General features: G+C 67.0%; 17 protein-coding genes. 9 read left to right on the top strand and 8 right to left on the bottom strand.

Going from position 1 to position 13,982, the window contains the following annotated elements:
• Window positions 1-67: 67 nt before the first annotated feature.
• The 4 genes from ypfJ to AC5RUF_RS10120 are packed head-to-tail and all read right to left on the bottom strand — an operon-like array spanning window position 68 to window position 3,160.
• Window positions 68-967, bottom strand: a complete 900-nt coding sequence (ypfJ, locus tag AC5RUF_RS10135) for a KPN_02809 family neutral zinc metallopeptidase (protein ID WP_493998851.1) — start codon at window positions 965-967, stop codon at window positions 68-70.
• Window positions 968-975: 8 nt separating this feature from the next.
• A complete protein-coding gene (locus AC5RUF_RS10130; RefSeq protein WP_494130488.1) occupies window positions 976-1,740 on the bottom strand; it encodes an energy-coupling factor transporter transmembrane component T family protein in 765 nt (254 codons plus the stop codon).
• The gene (locus AC5RUF_RS10125) at window positions 1,737-2,441 is read right to left on the bottom strand and encodes an energy-coupling factor ABC transporter ATP-binding protein (protein ID WP_494130487.1); all 705 of its coding nucleotides are present in this window, start codon (window positions 2,439-2,441) and stop codon (window positions 1,737-1,739) included. The genes AC5RUF_RS10130 and AC5RUF_RS10125 overlap by 4 nt, the downstream gene beginning before the upstream one ends.
• Window positions 2,441-3,160, bottom strand: coding sequence for a biotin transporter BioY (locus AC5RUF_RS10120; protein ID WP_494130486.1), 720 nt, complete (start codon window positions 3,158-3,160; stop codon window positions 2,441-2,443). Before AC5RUF_RS10120 ends, AC5RUF_RS10125 begins: the two co-directional genes overlap by 1 nt.
• A gap of 253 nt (window positions 3,161-3,413) precedes the next feature.
• On the opposite strand from AC5RUF_RS10120, the gene AC5RUF_RS10115 reads away from it, so the two are divergent.
• Window positions 3,414-5,012 carry an ABC-F family ATP-binding cassette domain-containing protein gene (locus AC5RUF_RS10115; protein WP_493997672.1) on the top strand — a complete coding sequence of 533 codons (1,599 nt, stop codon included), beginning with the start codon at window positions 3,414-3,416 and terminating at the stop codon, window positions 5,010-5,012.
• 73 nt (window positions 5,013-5,085) lie between these two features.
• On the opposite strand, the gene AC5RUF_RS10110 is transcribed toward AC5RUF_RS10115, so the two are convergent.
• The 3 genes from AC5RUF_RS10110 to AC5RUF_RS10100 are packed head-to-tail and all read right to left on the bottom strand — an operon-like array spanning window position 5,086 to window position 6,620.
• Window positions 5,086-5,961, bottom strand: coding sequence for an SURF1 family cytochrome oxidase biogenesis protein (locus AC5RUF_RS10110; RefSeq protein WP_494130485.1), 876 nt, complete (start codon window positions 5,959-5,961; stop codon window positions 5,086-5,088).
• On the bottom strand, window positions 5,962-6,222 hold the full coding sequence (locus AC5RUF_RS10105) for a hypothetical protein (protein WP_493998523.1): 261 nt from the start codon (window positions 6,220-6,222) through the stop codon (window positions 5,962-5,964). It lies immediately after the preceding gene.
• Between the two features lie 8 nt (window positions 6,223-6,230).
• Window positions 6,231-6,620, bottom strand: a complete 390-nt coding sequence (locus tag AC5RUF_RS10100) for a DUF3099 domain-containing protein (RefSeq protein WP_493998524.1) — start codon at window positions 6,618-6,620, stop codon at window positions 6,231-6,233.
• 126 nt (window positions 6,621-6,746) lie between these two features.
• Between AC5RUF_RS10100 and AC5RUF_RS10095 the strand changes: the two genes are divergently transcribed.
• Together AC5RUF_RS10095 and AC5RUF_RS10090 are read left to right on the top strand one after the other, a co-directional pair.
• The gene (locus AC5RUF_RS10095) at window positions 6,747-7,475 is read left to right on the top strand and encodes a beta-ketoacyl-ACP reductase (protein WP_493998525.1); all 729 of its coding nucleotides are present in this window, start codon (window positions 6,747-6,749) and stop codon (window positions 7,473-7,475) included.
• Window positions 7,476-7,596: 121 nt separating this feature from the next.
• The gene (locus AC5RUF_RS10090) at window positions 7,597-8,346 is read left to right on the top strand and encodes an SDR family oxidoreductase (protein WP_494130484.1); all 750 of its coding nucleotides are present in this window, start codon (window positions 7,597-7,599) and stop codon (window positions 8,344-8,346) included.
• Here the strand turns inward: AC5RUF_RS10090 and serB are convergent.
• Window positions 8,343-9,248, bottom strand: a complete 906-nt coding sequence (gene serB / locus AC5RUF_RS10085) for a phosphoserine phosphatase SerB (protein WP_494130483.1) — start codon at window positions 9,246-9,248, stop codon at window positions 8,343-8,345. The two genes, AC5RUF_RS10090 and serB, sit on opposite strands and share 4 nt — an antisense overlap.
• A 126-nt stretch (window positions 9,249-9,374) precedes the next feature.
• On the opposite strand from serB, the gene AC5RUF_RS10080 reads away from it, so the two are divergent.
• The 6 genes from AC5RUF_RS10080 to AC5RUF_RS10055 all read left to right on the top strand — a co-directional run bounded on the left by AC5RUF_RS10080 (window position 9,375) and on the right by AC5RUF_RS10055 (window position 13,962).
• A complete protein-coding gene (locus AC5RUF_RS10080; RefSeq protein WP_493998570.1) occupies window positions 9,375-10,163 on the top strand; it encodes an ABC transporter ATP-binding protein in 789 nt (262 codons plus the stop codon).
• Between the two features lie 15 nt (window positions 10,164-10,178).
• Complete coding sequence (locus tag AC5RUF_RS10075; RefSeq protein WP_494130482.1) at window positions 10,179-10,982, top strand: TrmH family RNA methyltransferase; 804 nt, start codon at window positions 10,179-10,181, stop codon at window positions 10,980-10,982.
• Window positions 10,983-11,077: 95 nt separating this feature from the next.
• Window positions 11,078-11,941, top strand: coding sequence for a hypothetical protein (locus AC5RUF_RS10070; protein WP_494130481.1), 864 nt, complete (start codon window positions 11,078-11,080; stop codon window positions 11,939-11,941).
• Window positions 11,942-12,110: 169 nt separating this feature from the next.
• A complete protein-coding gene (locus AC5RUF_RS10065) occupies window positions 12,111-12,368 on the top strand; it encodes a type B 50S ribosomal protein L31 (RefSeq protein ID WP_493998256.1) in 258 nt (85 codons plus the stop codon).
• 115 nt (window positions 12,369-12,483) lie between these two features.
• Complete coding sequence (gene lplAB / locus AC5RUF_RS10060; protein ID WP_493998255.1) at window positions 12,484-13,557, top strand: lipoate-protein ligase LplAB; 1,074 nt, start codon at window positions 12,484-12,486, stop codon at window positions 13,555-13,557.
• A gap of 66 nt (window positions 13,558-13,623) precedes the next feature.
• The gene (locus tag AC5RUF_RS10055; protein ID WP_493998254.1) at window positions 13,624-13,962 is read left to right on the top strand and encodes a cupin domain-containing protein; all 339 of its coding nucleotides are present in this window, start codon (window positions 13,624-13,626) and stop codon (window positions 13,960-13,962) included.
• The last annotated feature ends 20 nt before the right edge of the window (window positions 13,963-13,982 follow it).

Below are 13,982 nucleotides of genomic sequence, written 5' to 3'. Positions count from 1 at the left end.
GTGTGCTGGGAATCCTGAGACGGGAAGCCGTACGCCGCCCGCCCCGTCCGGCCGGCCCCGGTTGCGCTTACGGGTTGGACAGGTCAGTACTGCTGAAGGTGTCGCAGGTTTCCAAGCCGCTGCCGTTGTAGCCGGCCAGGAACCAGGCCTGACGCTGCGCGCTGGAACCGTGTGTCCAGCTTTCCGGATTCACCTGCCCGGTCCCGGAGGCCTGGATCCGGTCATCGCCTACGGCCGAGGCCGCCGAAAGCGCGTCACTGATGTCTGCGTCCGTAAAAGGCGCCAGGAAGGGAACATCGCTGCCCGGGGCCGGGGTGGAGGCGGCATGACGTGCCCACAGCCCGGCATAGCAGTCGGCCTGGAGTTCGGTACGTACCGAGGCCGATTCCGCCCCCTGCGGATCGGCATTCCGGCCGGCGGACGAACCGGTGAGCTGCTGGATGTGATGGCCGAATTCATGGGCCACCACGTACTCCTGGGCCAACGGACCGCCGGAAGACCCGTAGCTCGTGACCAGATCGGAGAAGAACGCCGTGTCGTAATAGGTCTGCGCGTCGGCGGGGCAATAGAAGGGGCCCACGGCGCTGGTCGCGGAGCCACACCCGGTAGTGGTCCGGTCGCTGAACAGCACCACCCCAGGTTCCGTGTACGTAACGCCGTAACCGGCCAGCTCCGGCTCCCAGAAGCTGTCCAGGCTCTCGGCCGTACCCAGGATCCGGCAGTCCAGCCGTTCGTTGGCGTCCCCGCCGTCCAAACAGGTGCTGATGCTTTCGGACTGTCCCTGGCCCGCACCGGGACTTCCGCCGTCGCTCAGTCCCAGCCCGTCAATAACATCGGACCCGAAAAACAGGGACAGGATCAGCAGCAGACCGCCGCCCAGCCCGCCGCCGACGGCGATGCCTTTGCCTTTGCCGCGCCGGTCGCTGACACGCGAGGAATCAAGGCGTGCATTCTCGTTAAAACTCATGCCTCCGATTATCCCCGATCATCAGGTTGCTTCCGTTCGGGGTGCGGCGCCGTTCCGCCGCTGCGGCCCGGGCCGGGCGGTTCGCCTCCCTGGGTGACGCCCCGTTCCCGGACCACCGGGCCGCGCTCTCCGAGTCCCCGTGCGGCCAACGCCTCCCCGGTCTGCTGGGCATACGCTACGGCCCGAATCACCACCGGAACAGCCAAAGCCCGCGGGTTGCGTTCCAGGCCCCGCGCCATAGCCGACTGGCGGACTTCTCCGGCGGCACCAAGCAGGAACGGGATGCTGCGCATCATCAGGGTGAGAGTCAGGCCGAACCGTTCCGGATCCGCGCCCAGGAACCGCAGGGGCCGAACCAAAGCCACCAGCCCGTCCAGCAGTTCCCGAGGGGAGGTGGTCAGCGTCAGCAAGCGTGCCGCCACAACGCACACCACAATGCGGCCGGTCACCAGCACGGCTGCAGCCGGTCCGCCGGCCCAGACCTGGAAGGCGGCCAGCAGCAGGAGCACCGGCCACATCAGCCGCAGCGGCACCCAGACCTCACCGACCAGTCCTGCCACGGCGTAGGCCGCCAAAACAGCGACGGCAGCACCGGCCAGCACCGCAACGCCGGCAGGTACGAGCAGGGACGGCCCGGACAGGACCATCACGCTGAACACCACCAAAACCCCCGCTTTGAGTCCCAGCGGTGCCCGGTGGACCGGCGACGTGCCGGGCCGGTACCCGTCGAAGAGGTCGGCAGCAGCCGCGCGGCCCGCAGTGCGCTTCCTCACCGCACGCCCAACGCCATCGCCCGGTACCGTGCCACGGCTTCCCGGGGGCCGCCGTCGTACACAATCCGCCCGCCGTCCATCACCAGGACCCGGTCCGCGTCGGCAGCGAACTCAAGGTCGTGGGTGGTGAAAACCACCTGCTGCGGCAGCCCTGCGAAAACCTTCCGCAACCGGTCGGTGTTGCGCAGGTCCAGCAGGGTGCTGGGCTCATCCGCCACCAGGACAGCGGGTTCCACGGCAAGCACGGACGCCAGCGCCATGAGCTGGCGTTCGCCGCCGGACAGGTCGTAGATGCTGCGGTCGGCCAGGGCCAGCAGGCCCAGGGAGTCCAGGCGCGCCTCCGCGGCAGCTCGGCGATCGGCACGATTCCTGACCGACGCCCGCAGGGAAAGTTCGACGTCGTCCCGCCCGGTGGGCATGACCAGCTGCGCGAGCGGATCGGTGAAGACAAAACCCACCCGGCGGCGTACCACCGGGCCCTGCCGCAAGGTATCGAATCCGTCCACGGTCACGCTCCCGGTATCCGGCAGCACCAGTCCGTTGAGGAGTCTCAGCAGCGTCGATTTCCCGGAACCGTTGGCACCGATCACTGCGGTGCGGGGATTGGCCAGTTCCAGGGAGAAAGGGTGCAGGATGGGAGCCGCCTCCGGTCCGGCAGCCGGTGGGAGCACACTGACGTCCTCCAGGCGGATCCGTCCCATCAGGAGCGCTGCCGCCGGGAAACCGGAACCAGCCGCGGGAAAGCCTTGAACACGCTGACGGCAACCGCCCCGGCCAGCAGGTTCTTCACCACGTCGCCCGGCCAGAACGCCATGTCAGCTGCCAGGGCGGCGGGGAAGGGCAGGTCCGCATTGATCATCAGTCCGGCAATGCCGGCCGGATGCACCACCAGGAAACTGGTCGCCAGGCCCGCTGCAAAGAGCAGCACAAACCGTGCCCGCCGGGCCCGGCGGAGCACGACGCCGGCGAGGAGACCCGCCACAAACGCCGCCACCGGGAAGGACAGCAGATAACCGGCCGAGGGCCCCGCGAGCACCCCGGGGCCACCGCGGAACCCGCTGAACACCGGCAGCCCGGCAAGGCCTGCCAGCAGGAACAGCCCGACGGCGGCGGCACCGCGCCCGGGGCCCAGGAGGATCCCGGTGAGAATAACCGCCAAGGTCTGCAGCGTGATGGGGACGCCTGCACCCAAGGGAATCCCGGGAAGGATGGAGAACACCGCGGTGAGTGCGGCAAACACGGCAATCAGGGACAGGTCCGCAGCTGACCAGCCCCGCCGCGTGGTCGCGCGGTTGGCTTTAACGTTGGAAGTACCGGCAACCGGGGGAGTACCGCCAGCGCCGGAGCCCGTCTGGGGGGCGCCGGCAGCATGGGCCCCGGCCGGGCCGGGGAGAGGTGCGTTCACCGGTGTGTTGTCCATCTCTGCTCTTTCGCCTGGGGAAGAAATCCGAACCGTCCTGCGTTTTGAACACTAACGGCGCGATGACGGGATTCCATTGGAGGTTTTCTACAAACCGGCCATGGCGGCTACACTGGGAAGGCTGTTCCGGCCAACAAGGCCTGCCTTCGGTCACTGTGACCCTTCCCGCCTCGGTGGATATTCCCCCGATATGAGGCCCGCGCCCCGCGCAGCGATTTTCCGCAACACCAAAAACCTTCGAAAGGTCCACTGAGTGATTTCCGTATCTGGTCTCGAGCTGCGCGCAGGCGCACGCCTTCTCATGGAAGCGGTTTCGTTCCGTGTGGACAAGGGAGACAAGATCGGGCTGGTGGGCCGCAACGGTGCCGGCAAGACCACCCTCACCAAGGTCCTCGCAGGCGAATCCCTTCCCGCTGCCGGCAGCGTCAAGCGCGTCGGCGAAATCGGCTACCTGCCGCAGGATCCCCGCACACCGGACATGGACCAGCTGGGCCGGGACCGCATTCTCTCCGCCCGCGGCCTGGACAAGGTCTCCGCCCAGCTGAAGAAGTGCCAGGACGAAATGGCCAGCGACGACCCCAGGATTTCGTCCAAGGCCATGAACCGCTATGACCGGCTCGAAGCGGAGTTCCTTTCCGCCGGCGGGTACGCCGCGGAGTCCGAGGCGGCCACCATCTGCGCCAACCTGGCCCTGCCGGACCGCCTGCTGAACCAGCCGCTCAAGACTCTCTCCGGCGGCCAGCGCCGGCGCGTGGAACTGGCCCGGATCCTCTACTCCGACGCTGACACCATGCTCCTCGATGAGCCCACCAACCACCTCGACGCCGATTCCATCGCCTGGCTGCGCGAGTTCCTGAAGAACCATACCGGTGGCCTGATCGTCATCAGCCACGACACCGAACTGCTGGAAGCCACGGTCAACAAGGTCTTCAGCCTTGATGCCAACCGCGCCACCATCGACATCTACAACATGGACTGGAAGCGCTACAAGGTCCAGCGCGAGACGGACGAGCGTGCCCGGAAGCGTGAGCGCGCCAACACCGAAAAGAAGGCCGGAATCCTGCTGGCCCAGGCCAACAAGATGAAGGCCCGTGCCTCCGGCGCCTCCGCTGCCCAGAGCATGCTCAAGCGCGTGGACCGCCTGATGGGCGGGCTGGACGCCGTTCGTGCCACCGACCGCGTGGCAGCACTGCGCTTCCCGGACCCTGCACCCTGCGGCAAGACCCCGATGATGGCCGAAGGGCTGAGCAAGAGCTACGGCTCGCTGGAAATCTTCACCGACGTGGACCTGGCGATCGACCGCGGCTCCAAGGTGGTCATCCTCGGTTTGAACGGTGCCGGCAAAACCACCCTGCTGCGGATGCTCGCCGGCGTCGACCAGCCGGACACCGGCCGGATCATCCCCGGCCACGGACTGAAGGTCGGCTACTACGCCCAGGAGCACGAAACCCTGGACACGGACCGGACGGTGCTGGAGAACATGCGCTCTTCCGCACCCGACATGGACGACGCCGAGGTGCGCAGCGTGCTCGGCTCGTTTATGTTCAGCGGTGACGACGTCGACAAGAAGGCCGGCGTCCTGTCCGGCGGCGAGAAGACCCGCCTGGCGCTGGCCACCATCGTGGCCTCCTCCGCCAACGTCCTGCTGCTGGATGAGCCCACCAACAACCTGGACCCCGCCTCACGTGCGGAGATCCTGAGCGCCCTGAGCAACTACACCGGCGCCGTGGTCATGGTCAGCCACGATGAGGGCGCCGTGGCCGCTCTGAACCCGGAGCGCGTGGTGCTGCTGCCCGACGGCGACGAGGACCACTGGAACGAGAACTACCTGGATCTGGTGACCCTGGCCTAGGGGCAATCGGGAAAGGGCCGGAGCGCAATGCGCTCCGGCCCTTTTTCACTATCCGGGTGGTTTGACGCGAAAGCTAGAAGCCCTGGGCGTCCAGGATCGCGTCCTCTTCCTCTTCGCCGGTCGGGCCGCGCTTTTTCCGCGGCGGACGACGGCGGGAAGGTGCGGGATTGGCGGCGATGATCTCGTCTTCGTCGTCCTCCTCGTTGTCCTCCACGCCGTCGTAGTACCGGTTCAGTGCCTCCTGGCGGGCGGCATAGGCAAGGCCCAGGAACATCATCAGGCCGAATCCGTACCACTGCAGGCCGTAGGACAGGTGCAGGCCCTCATCGACCTCCGGACGCGGGGCCGCTTCGGGCGCCACAGCCACTGAAGGATCCTCGCTGGCCATCAGCCCGTAGGACCCCTGGTGCAGCGGATAGTCCAGCTGCTCCGCGTACGCCGCCAGGTCGATCGACGGCAGCTGCCCCTCCGGCGCGCTGCGCGTCAGGGCGGGCTCTGCAGGCTTGATCCGTGCCACCACGGTAACCCGTCCTTCGGGGGCGGCCGGGATCGTGTCCGGGCGGCCCGCCTCGTCGTCACCGATCGGCAGCCAGCCGCGGTTGACCGCGACGGCGGATCCGTCGTCGAGCTTCAGCGGCACCAGCACCTCGTAGCCCGGCCGGCCCTTGAGCGGCCGGTTGCGCACAATCCGCTGCTCGGCGGAATCGTAGGATCCGGTCAGGGTGACGGGCTTCCACTCCGCAGATTCATCAAAGGAGTCAAAATATCCGCGCGCATCGGAAAAGGGGACCGGCGCGGCGTCGTAGTTGGATTCGATCCGTTCGGAGTCGGCCAGGGAATCGGCACGCCGGTCCATCTGCCACAGGCCAAGTCCCACGCAGGCGGCGGCCAGGATGCAGACCAGCACGAACCAGCCCAGCCAGCGGGCGGAGAGCAGGAAGCGGTACATCTACTTGGTTCCGGCTTCGGTATCCGGCCCGAGCGGGAGGGTTTCTTTCCAGAGGCCGCGGGTGCGCAGGTAGTCCTCGAGCCAGTCGCGGTGCTCCGCACAGGCGAGCCACGTCTTCCGCCGCTCGGGAGTGTGGATGCGCGGGTTGTTCCACAGCAGCCGCCAGCTCGCTTCCTGCCGGCAGGCCTTGCGCGAGCAGATGGGGGTGCCTTCGGTGCCGGCCGGAGAGGCAGCACCGGAGAGTGAATCCAGGAGGTTCATGCGGTGGTTCAGGCCTTGTCTTCGTCGTCGTTGTCTATGATCTCGCCCTGCACCACCGAGGTTTCGGGGGAGTCCGGTTCCTCCCCGGACTCAGGGGCGGCCGGCGCCTCAATGGCAGTGGCCGGAGGCTGGCTGATCATGGCATCGGAGGCCGTCATGTTGCGCGTGTCGGCGCCGCCGTTGGCCATGATGACAGCGAAATACGGCAGCACCACGGCGCCGGCAATCACCACCCACAGCAGCCAGCCGTGCACAAAAAACATCAGGAACAGGCAGACCACACGGATGCCCATGGACACGCCGTATTTGATCATGCGGGCGTGCATTTCATCTGTGTGCGGGTTGGGTGCGTCCGTGATTCTGGGAACGCTTTCCCCGCGGTTTGTGTCCTTGGCCATCAGCAGCAGTCTCAACTCTCCAAACAGGTTCGTTCATTCTCTCACTACCGGCGGCGTTGTAGAAGTTGAATCCAGCCCACGTAGGATCGAGGCAACCCCCATCACAGGTCGAAAGAAGGAACGTCCGTGCAGAACACCACAGAAAACCCCTCCGGCCGCAGCGTCCTGGTCACCGGCGGAAACCGCGGTATCGGGCTTGCCATCGCGCAGTCGTTCCTGGCGGCGGGAGACCGGGTGGCCATCACCTACCGCAGCGGCGAGGTGCCCGAAGGCATGCTGGGCGTCAAAGCGGATGTGACGGACATGGCATCGGTGGACGCGGCGTTTACCGAAGTGGAGGCCGCCCACGGTCCGGTGGAGGTGCTGGTGGCCAATGCCGGCATCACCCGCGACACCCTGCTGCTGCGGATGAGCGAAGAGGACTTCGCCGACGTCATCGACACCAACCTCACCGGAGCTTTCCGCGTGGTCAAGCGCGCTTCCAAGGGCATGCTGCGCATGAAGAAGGGCCGCGTGGTGCTGATCTCCTCGGTGGTCGGGCTGTACGGTTCGCCCGGCCAGATCAACTACGCAGCCTCCAAGTCGGGACTGATCGGCATTGCCCGGTCCCTGACCCGCGAACTCGGCTCCCGCAACATCACCGCCAACGTGGTGGCACCCGGCTTCATCAACACGGACATGACCCGCGCCCTGCCGGAGGACACGCAGAAGAACTACCTCTCCTCCATCCCCGCAGGCCGGTTCGCCGAGCCTGCCGAAGTAGCCAACGTGGTCCGCTGGATTGCCGGCGACGAGGCCGCCTACATCTCCGGCGCCGTCATCCCCGTGGACGGCGGCCTGGGCATGGGGCACTAGCCACCCCTCAACGTCCCGCCCGCATTCGTTGGAGGATTCCTCAACTGTCTGCGGGCCGGACGGCTGGCAGGATGGGTGTCGGAGCGAGATGCTTAGACACTTTCTACAAAAAGGAGTTCCCATGGGCCTGCTGGAAGGCAAAGCCGCGATCGTCACCGGATCGTCGCGCGGAATCGGCGCCGAGGTGGCGAAGTACCTGGCCGCAGAGGGCGCCGGGGTGGTGGTCAACTACCGCCAGAAGGCTCCGCGGGCCAACAAGGTGGTTGCCGCCATCGAGGCCGACGGCGGCCGGGCGGTGGCCGTGGGGGCAGACCTGACGGTCCCGGAAGGCCCCGCTGCGCTGGTCGCCGCGGCGACCGAAAACTTCGGCGGCCTCGACGTCCTGGTACTGAACGCCTCCGGCGGCATGGAAACCGGCATGGAAGAGGACTACGCGCTCAAGCTCAACCGGGACGCGCAGGTCAACATGCTCACGGCCGCACTGGACGTTATGCCGGCCGGCTCCCGGGTGGTCTTTGTGACCAGCCACCAGGCGCACTTCATCGCGTCCGTGCCGACCATGCCCGAATACGAGGCCGTGGCCCTCAGCAAGCGCGCCGGCGAGGACGCCCTGCGAGCCATGCTGCCGCAGCTCGAGGAAAAGGGCATCACACTGGTGGTGGTCTCCGGCGACATGATCGAAGGAACCGTCACCGCCACCCTGTTGGACCGGGCCAACCCCGGTGCCATCGAGGCACGCCGCGAGGAAGCCGGAAGGCTTTACTCCGTTGCGGAGTTCGGTGCGGAGGTGGCCCGGATGGCCACCGCCAACGTTCCCTCCGGCCACACCGAATACGTGGGCGGTGCCGACTACCTCGGCAGCAACGCCTAGAGCTTCACGAAGTGCTGCACCACGTCCAGGTTGGGCAGGTTCAGCACGGCATCCGCGGCGGCCTGCACTGCCGGCTTGGCGTTAAAGGCCACGCCCAGCGCAGCCGCCGCAAGCATGTCCAGGTCATTGGCGCCGTCGCCCACGGCAATGGTCTGCCCGGCACCGATGCCCAGCTCCGCCGCCCACTGGTTCAGTGAGCGGGCCTTGACGGCGCGGTCCACCACTTCGCCGGACACGGCTCCCGTCAGCACCCCGTCCTGGATTTCCAGCAGGTTCGCCCGTGCGAAGGTCAGCTGCAGGCGGGCCGCCAGCGGATCCAGCACCTGGCTGAAGCCGCCGGATACCACGGCCACCGGGTGACCCGCCGCCAGGAATTCCTTCACCAGGCTCTCCGCACCCTGCGAGAGTTCAATCCGTGCACCCACCTCGTCGATCACCGAAGCAGGCAGGCCGGCGAGTGTCTTCACCCGCGCATGCAGGCTGGCGGCAAAATCCAGTTCGCCCCGCATGGCGGCCTCCGTCACGGCGGCAACCTCGGCCTCACGGCCGGCATGCGCGGCCAGCAGCTCGATCACTTCCTGCCGGATCAGCGTGGAGTCCACGTCCATCACCAGCAGCTTGCGTGTCTCTTCGAGCAGCGACGGCGGCACGACGGCGCTTTGCTCACCGCCGTTTTTCACCGGTACCGCCGCCGAAGCGGCTGCCACGGCGCGCTGCAGGCGGCCGGGGGCGCCATCCCAGGCCACAAACAGCTTGGACACCGTGTAGCCGTCGCCGGCAGCGTTCTCCAACTCCAGGATCCGCGCCCCCACACCCGCCACGGCACCCTGCACCGCACCCAGGTAGGCGTCGGACAGGTCCCGGCCGTAGCTGACAACACTGTATTCGGGGGCGTTCGGCATGGCATCCGTTCTGTTCGGTGAGACGTCGGGTACCTGTTCGGTACAGGGAATGCGGGCTGCGCTGCAGCGGCCGCTGCGGCGTATCGTTTCGCCAATGTCCCTTTCTTTAGCCTAGTGTCTAGTGCTATGAGTGATGTTCTTGAATTTGCCGGCGTGAGCGTGGTTCGCGGCGGTAAGACCCTGTTGGACGGCATTAACTGGCAGGTCAAGGAGGGGGAGCGCTGGGTCATCATGGGGCCAAACGGCGCCGGAAAAACCACGCTGCTGCAGATTGCCGGCGGCCGGATGCATCCCACCCGCGGCGTCGCGGGAATCCTCGAAGAAGTCCTCGGTGCGGTGGACGTCTTCGAACTGCGCCCCCGGATCGGCCTGGCCTCGGCGGCGCTGGCCGGCCAGATCCCCGAAGACGAGACGGTCCTGAACGTAGTGGTTACCGCTTCCTACGGTGTCACCGGACGCTGGCGCGAAAAGTACGAAAAGCTCGACGAACGCCGTGCGTTCCATCTCCTGCATGAGTGGGGGATGTCCACGTTCCTCAACCGGCGGTTCTCCTCGCTCAGCGAAGGCGAACGCAAGCGCGTCCAGATTGCCCGTGCCCTGATGACTGATCCGGAACTGCTGCTCCTGGACGAGCCGGCTGCAGGCCTGGACCTGGCCGGCCGTGAAGACCTGCTCTTCCGCCTGGGCCAGCTGGCACGTGACGAGGAGGCCCCGGCGATGGTGCTGGTGACCCACCACCTCGAAGAGGTCCCCACCGGTTTCACCCATGCCCTGCTGCTGCGCGACGGCGGAGTGGTGGCAGCAGGCGCCATCAACGATGTCTTCACCGAGGAACACCTGAGCACGGCATTCGGTTTGCCGCTCGAGGTCAGGTACGACGGCGGCCGCTGGGCTGCCACCGCCCGCCGCAGCTAGGCCCGGGACGCCTCCGTGACCCTCGAGTACCTGCAGTCCGCCGACGATCCCCGGGTCCACGACTACACCTCCCTGACCGACACCTCCCTGCGGCGGCGCAGGGAACCGGAGGAGGGCATGTACATTGCCGAGTCCTCGAAGGTGCTGCGCAGGGCCGTGGATGCCGGACACCGGCCGCGGTCCTTCTTCCTGGCCGAGAAATGGCTGCCGGACCTGCAGGACATCCTGGACCGGTTCCCTGACGTCCCGGCCTTTGTGGGCACCGCCGATGTGCTGGAGGAAATCACCGGCTTCCACCTGCACCGCGGCGCACTGGCCGCCATGGAACGCCCGGCACCGCTGGACCTGGCGGCAATGCTGGCCGGTGCCAGGCGGGTGGCGGTCCTGGAAGACATTGTGGACCACACCAATGTCGGTGCGATCTTCCGTTCCGCGGCAGCCCTGCAGGTAGATGCGGTGCTGGTGACGCCCCGCTGCGCCGACCCGCTGTACCGCCGCGCCATCCGCGTCAGCATGGGAACCGTCTTCCAGGTGCCGTGGGTTCGCCTGACCGACTGGCCGGGCCAGCTTGACCAGCTCCGCGCGGCCGGATTCGTGACCGCCGCCCTGGCGCTGCGCGAGGATTCACTCACCCTGGACCAGCTCAGTGCGCGCCGGGACGAGCGCCTGGCCCTGGTCCTGGGAACCGAAGGGGACGGGCTTGCTGAAACGACCCTCGCCGGCGTGGACCTGGCGGTCCGCATCCCGATGAGCTGCGGCGTCGATTCACTGAACGTGGCCGCGGCCAGTGCGGTGGCATTTTGGGAGTGCCGCCCCTGACGGAATACCGTCCCGTTATTGCTCTTACCCTTCGGGCGCCCGGGTGCCAGACTGTGCCCAGTCACCCACCCCCTTGAGCATCCAGCGGAGCGGCCATGAAACACCGGACCCGGCCCGGCACAGTTGCGGCACTGTGCGCGGCAATGCTGCTGCCGCTGGCGGCGTGCGGTCCGACGGCGGAGCAGCTCCAGGCCCGCAGCGCTTCGCCCACTCCTCCGCCGCCGCCCCTGCGGACGGCACCGCCACCCGAACCGATCCCATCCGCAGCCCCGCAGGAGACAGCCCCGCCCGCGCAGGTGGGTGTTACCGGCAGCCAGATAGGCATGCCCCAGGCCGTGCAGGATGCCTGCCAATGGCTGTTGCGCCGCGACGCTGAACCCATGCCGGGCACGGAAGCCGGCACCTGCCTTACCGCCGCCATCAGCGCCGGCGGGGGAGCGGTCCAGTCGCTGCAGACCAGCACCAGCTGGCTGCCTTCGGGCCAGTACACCATCCGGTTTGCCACGGACCCGGGCTTCGCCATGGCCCTGCATGGGGACAAACTCGACATCGAGATCCGGGAGGGCAGCCGGATCCTGCGGCAGGGCACCGAGGAGATCACAGCCAAACCGGAGGGATCCGCCGAGGAGTCCTATGCCGCCGTATTGGCAGACGCCGCGGAGCTGACCGTCCGGCCGGAACGGCTGGCCGGGATGCTCGCCGCGGCGGACCGGGTGGACGTGGAGTACGACGTGCTGCAGGCCGGAACCGCCTATACCCGTATCAGCGGCAGCTTCGCCGCCGGTCCGGACACCTCCGGGGCCCCTGGATCCTCCGCAGTCATCCCGGAAGGAAACTTCACCATTGACCTGGACGGCTATTACCGGCCGGTGCGGATCGGAATCTCCGGGCTGAACCAGGGCATCCCCTCGCAGCTGACTGCAATAAACTCCCAGTGGGGCACCGGGCCGTTGTCCTGATGCGGCCGGGCCTAACAGTCGCCTGACGCGGCGCCAGACACGGCGTCCGGCGCTGTTTCCTGCCGGGGAGGGAAATGCGCTAGTATGGGTTGCTGGCCGAAACACCGGCCGATAAAGCTTTTAACCACCTGTGCCTGGCAAAATCCAGGCACCAAAAGAAGGTAAAACTGTGAAGTCTGATATCCACCCCAAGTATGCTCCGGTTGTCTTCCGTGACCTCGCGTCCGACACCGCTTTCCTGACGAGCTCCACCGCCACGTCCTCCAAGACGATCGAGTGGGAAGACGGAAACACCTACCCGCTCATCGAGGTGGAAATCTCCTCCGCATCGCACCCGTTCTACACGGGCAAGCAGCGCATCATGGACTCGGCCGGCCGCGTCGAGCGCTTCAACGCCCGCTTCAAGGGCTTCGGCGGCAAGAAGTAACGCGCCGGAAACAGTACTAACACGTGGAGAAAGGTCCGCCGGCATCAGCCGGGCGGGCCTTTCCCCGTATCGGGGGGACCGTCCGGTCCCGGAACGGTCAAGCAGAGGAGTGGTGATGGCAGGCGAAAACGGCAGCCGGCGGCACGGGGAATACAAGGTCCCCGGAGGCAAGCTCGTAGTGGTGGACCTCGATGTCCGGGACGGAAAGCTGGCGGATGTCTCCCTCGGCGGGGACTTCTTCCTGGAGCCCGATGAAGCGCTGGATGACATCAATGCGGCTTTGGAAGGGCTGCCCGCCGAAACCGGGTTCGGCGACATTGCCGCCGCCATCCAGTCCCGGCTCTCCCCGGATACGGTGCTCTTCGGCTTCTCACCGGAGGCCGTCGCCACCGCCGTCCGCCGGGCGCTGGGCAAGGCCACCGGTTGGGGAGACCACCAGTGGGAAATCATTCCTCCCACCCCGCTGTCCACACACATGCATGTGGCCATGGACGAGGTCCTGGCCGAGGAAGTGGGTGCCGGCCGCCGGAACCCCACCCTGCGGTTCTGGGAATGGGAGTCCCCGTCCGTGGTGATCGGCAGCTTCCAGTCGCTGAAGAACGAAGTGGATCCCGGGGGAGCGGAACGCCATGGTGTGACCGTGGTCCGTCGCATCACGGGCGGCGGTGCCATGTTCATGGAGCACGGCAACGCCATCACCTACTCCCTCTACGTGCCGCAGTCCCTGGTGGACGGCCTGAGCTTTGCCGACTCCTATCCGTTCCTGGACGCCTGGGTGATGGAGTCCCTCAAGAAGCTCGGCATCCAGGCCTGGTACGTCCCGCTCAATGACATGGCCACCGACCAGGGCAAGATCGGCGGCGCCGCACAGAAGCGCTTCAGCAGCGGGGGGATGCTGCACCACGTGACCATGTCCTACAACATCGACGCCGACAAGATGGTGGAGGTGCTGCGGATCGGGAAGGAAAAGCTCTCCGACAAGGGGACCACCAGCGCCAAGAAGCGGGTGGATCCGCTCAAGCGCCAGACCGGACTCTCCCGCGAGGACATCATCGCCACGATGATCGACACCTTCACCGCACGCTACGGGGCCGTGCAGGCCGGAATCAGCGACGAAGAGATGAAGCTGGCCGAACAGAAGGTCCGGGACAAATTCGACACCCAGGAGTGGTTGAACCGCGTCCCGTAGCACCGTAAGGTACCGCGGCGGCCGTCCCGCTACCCGGGTGCGGCCGCCGCGGCCTACACTGCGGGCATGGAGAAAAAGTCGCTCACCGCCCTTGTCCGCCGGCAGATGGAAACCGCGGGCCAGGCCGCCAGCGGCCGTAGCGCCGCCACGGTGTACGGCGGGCATGAGCATATCCTGCGCCAGACCGTCATCGCCCTGCAGGCCGGATTCCGGCTGGACGAGCACGAGAACCCGGGCGAGGCCACCGTGTTTGTGCTCAAGGGCCGGATCAGCCTGGCCTCAGGGGAGGTCAGCTGGGACGGCTCCGCAGGAGACCTCCTGATTGTTCCGCAGGCCCGCCACTCCGTTCATGCCCTGGAGGACTCGGCGATTCTCCTGACCGTGGCCAAGCCGCAGCTGGCCTGACACCGCCCGGCTCCGCTGGC

The organism is Arthrobacter sp. Y3224198 (genome assembly GCF_059090025.1).
The sequence above is the reverse complement of the archived record's forward strand: the minus strand, read 5'-3'. Positions and strand labels throughout refer to the sequence as shown.